Source organism: Citrobacter sp. wls718 (genome assembly GCF_005280945.1).
In the GTDB taxonomy this organism is placed as follows: Bacteria; Pseudomonadota; Gammaproteobacteria; order Enterobacterales; family Enterobacteriaceae; genus Citrobacter; species Citrobacter gillenii.
On sequence record NZ_SZWV01000034.1, the window covers coordinates 140,891 to 144,481 of the forward strand.

Below are 3,591 nucleotides of genomic sequence, written 5' to 3' on the forward strand. Positions count from 1 at the left end.
CGTGCTTCGTTTGAAACTGACCCATTTTCACAAAACCAATATGGTCCGCCATCAACTGCGCTTCATGTTCACTGTGGGTGACCAGCAGCGCCGTTTGTCCGGCGGCGCGCAAAATATCCCGCACCTCGCCACCCAGACGCTCGCGGGTGCTTTTATCCAGACTGGAAAACGGTTCATCCAGCAGCAGAATATCCGGATGTGGCGCCAGGGCGCGGGCCAGGGCGATACGCTGCTGCTGCCCGCCAGAAAGCTCATGAGGGTAATGGCTGGCGTGGCTGTGTAGTTCAACCATTTTTAACAGCTCGGTGACTCTGGCCTGTTGCGCTTCTCGTGGCAGGCGGCGCAAACCAAAGGCCACGTTTTGTTGGGCTGTCAGATGTGGGAATAACGCGTATTCCTGAAACACCATGCCGACATGCCGTTTTTCCGGCGGCAGATGCACGCCGGGGCCAGCAACACGCCGCTGTGAAACATAAATCTCTCCGCGTTGCAGGCGTTCAAATCCGGCGACCGCGCGCAAAACCGTGGTTTTCCCACAGCCTGACGCACCCAGCAGGCAGGCGATTTCGCCTTTGCGCACCGACATTGAAAAGCCGGTCAGCACCGGTTGCTGGCTGTTGCCGTAGGCCACGTGTACATCCTGGAGTCGTAACGCGATTTCTGACATTGTTGCTCTCTCAACCACGGCGCGTCATCTGATGACGAACCAGCAAAATAACAGGCAGTGTGCCGGCTAACACAATCATTAGCGCAGCAATTGCCCCTTCTTCATAGGTACCTCGCGCCGCTTCTGCATACAGCAGCGTGGCCAGCGTTTCGAAGTTTACCGGGCGTAGTAGCAGGGTAGTGGGCAACTCTTTCATTGCATCGGCAAACACCAGCAATGCACTGCTTACCAACGCTGGACGCAGTAGCGGGAAATGCACACGAGCAAACGTACCGGCCCCATTTTCACCCAGTAAACGTGAGGCTTGCTCAAGGGAAGGAGGAATACGGCCCAGCCCGGAATCCAGCGCGCCGATGGCTATGGCCTGAAAACGCATCGCACAGCAAATGATCAGCAAAATACCGGCAGACATCAGCGGTAAACCGCGCATGTCGAGCAGATCGGCCAGCCAGCGGTCAACCGCCATCGCCGGGGGAAGAAAACCAATCGCCAGAATCGTACCAGGCACGGCGTAACCTAACGAGGCCAGACGCATCACACCGCGACGAAAACCGGGCATGGCGTTGTCTGCGGCGCTGCGACGTGCGCTCCACGCCACCAGCATGCTGACGCAAATCACCACCAGCGTGGTACCAGCCGCTAGCGATAGCGTGTTTTGCAATGCAGAAAGTAATGACGCGGACAGCGGATTCTCACCGCCTAACCGTTTGGCGCTCTCCCACAGTAAAAACAATACCGGGGCCAGGAAACCCAGTACAACCGGGAGCGAAATAACCACGCCGAGCAGCCAACCGCGCCAGCCATGCACGCGCGTGGGTTGAATTTCTCGCAGACTGCGACTGCTGAATCCTTGTTTTCTGCGACCGTAAAACTCCAGCGTCAGGATAAAGAAGATAAACATCAGCATCATGCAGGCGATTTGCGCCGCAGCGGATAAATCAGAGCGCGAGATCCACGTGGTGTACACGGTGACGGTTAAGGTTTGTACCCCAAGGAATTCCGACGCGCCGATGTCATTGAGCGTTTCCAGCAGCGCCAGGCTGATCCCGACCGCCAGCGCCGGACGGGCCATTGGCAGGGCCACGCGGAAGAAGGTTCCGCTGGCGCTGCAGCCCAGGGTACGTGCCGCCTCCAACAAATGCGCGGGCTGGCTGATAAACGTGGCGCGAGTGGTTAAATAAACATACGGATACAGCACTAAACCGAGCAGCAGGATCGCGCCGGAAAGGGAGCGTAAATCCGGCAAGCGGAACTGTCGCGGGCTGTCGAAACCGAGTAAAAAACGGATGAAGGTTTGCAGTGGGCCAATGGGATGCAGTAAATCGAGCCAGGCAAAGGCCACGATATAGGTCGGCATCGCCAGCGGCAGCAGCAGCGCCCAACTCAGTATTTTGCGCCCAGGAAAATCCCATGCAGTGACTGCCCACGCGCTGCCAACGCCAATCACGCCGACCATGACCGCGACACCTGCCAACAACAGTACAGTGTTTTTTAACGCAGAGGGCAACACCCAGGTGATGAGATTATCCCAGTGGGACAAATCAGCCTGTGTGGCCTGCCAGATGAGCGCCACAATAGGAGTCAGGACGCCGAGTGCAATATACAGGGCACCAAGATGTAACGGCGTTAATAATGACTGCGGCCCGGAAACCAGGCCGCGTAACGTCGGAAGCAATAGCGGTTTATTGATCGAATCCAACTTTATCTACCAGCAGACTAGCTTGTTTACGGTACTTCACGATTTCGGTTAACGGGATCTTGTCGACGTCGATTTCACCGATAGTGGCGCTGATAACCGGGTCGAGCGTTACACCTTTGAGTACCGGATATTCGAAGTTCGCTTTCGCGTATTGTTGCTGGGCAGGTGCGGAAACCAGATATTCCATCAGCTTAACGGCGTCGGCTTTATTGGGTGCGTAACGGGCTACGGCAGCACCGCTAATGTTGACGTGTGTGCCGCCTTTCTCAAAGGTCGGTTTCACCACTTTAATGGCATCACCCCACTGACGTGCATCGGTGCCTTCTTTGGCATTTTTCATATGACCGACGTAATAGGAGTTGGCGAGGCCAATATCACAAATCCCGCCGAGGATATCGCGGGCAACGTCACGATCGCCGCCGGTTGCTTTACGTGCCAGGTTCGCCTTCACGCCGCGCAGCCACTCTTCTGTTTTGGCCTCACCGTGGTGGGCAATCATGGCGGCAATCAATGCGGTGTTATACGGATGCTGCCCGGAACGGATACAGACTTTGCCTTTGTACTCCGGGCTTGCGAGCTGCTCATAATGCCAGTTATCGATAGGCATCGATTTCTCAGCGTAGAGCACGCGTGCACGCATGGAAAGCGCAAACCACTGATTATCTGCACCGCGCAGGTTAGCCGGAATGGCGGCTTTCAGCGCATCGGACTCTACCGGTTGCGTTACGCCCGCTTCGACTAAATCGATGAGGTTACCGGCATCGACGGTCATCAGCAGGTCGGCAGGGGAGTTCTTCCCTTCCGCTTTAACACGCTCAAGCATGCCATCCTTGATATACACCGTGCTCACTTTTATACCGCTGGTTTTTGTCCAGCTATCGAGCAGGGGTTGGATCAGGCCTGGTTCACGGGTGGTATAAAGCGTTAACGTATCCTGTGCGAAAGCCGGCAGGCTGACGGAGAGGACCAGGGCAGATGCAAGCGTGATACGGCGCAGTCCGGTGCGAGGCAGAGCATTCATCGTTTATATCCCAGAGTAATTGGAACGTACAGTGACCCGAGCAGGCGCTCGTTCTTTTGGCCCGCGTACAATAAATGATAATCACTAGCACTTACAATAATGGCAAAGTTTAAACGATTTACATTTACATAACTTTAAACAACGGTGTGATGTGGGGTTTACTCGGCGAAAAGTGGCGGGTAGAGAGAGGGTGAGACTCCCTGC

General features: G+C 55.7%; 3 protein-coding genes. All 3 read right to left on the minus strand.

Annotated elements, in window-relative coordinates; genetic code table 11:
• Positions 1–667, minus strand: a 667-nt coding sequence (locus FDW95_RS06375; RefSeq protein ID WP_137363446.1) for an ABC transporter ATP-binding protein, incomplete at its 3' end; no start/stop codon positions are given.
• 10 nt (positions 668–677) lie between these two features.
• Entirely contained in the window at positions 678–2,366 is a 1,689-nt protein-coding gene (locus FDW95_RS06380; protein ID WP_137363441.1) for an iron ABC transporter permease, read from the minus strand.
• Positions 2,350–3,387, minus strand: coding sequence for an extracellular solute-binding protein (locus tag FDW95_RS06385; RefSeq protein WP_115258172.1), 1,038 nt, complete (start codon positions 3,385–3,387; stop codon positions 2,350–2,352). Before FDW95_RS06385 ends, FDW95_RS06380 begins: the two co-directional genes overlap by 17 nt.
• Between the last annotated feature and the right edge of the window lie 204 nt (positions 3,388–3,591).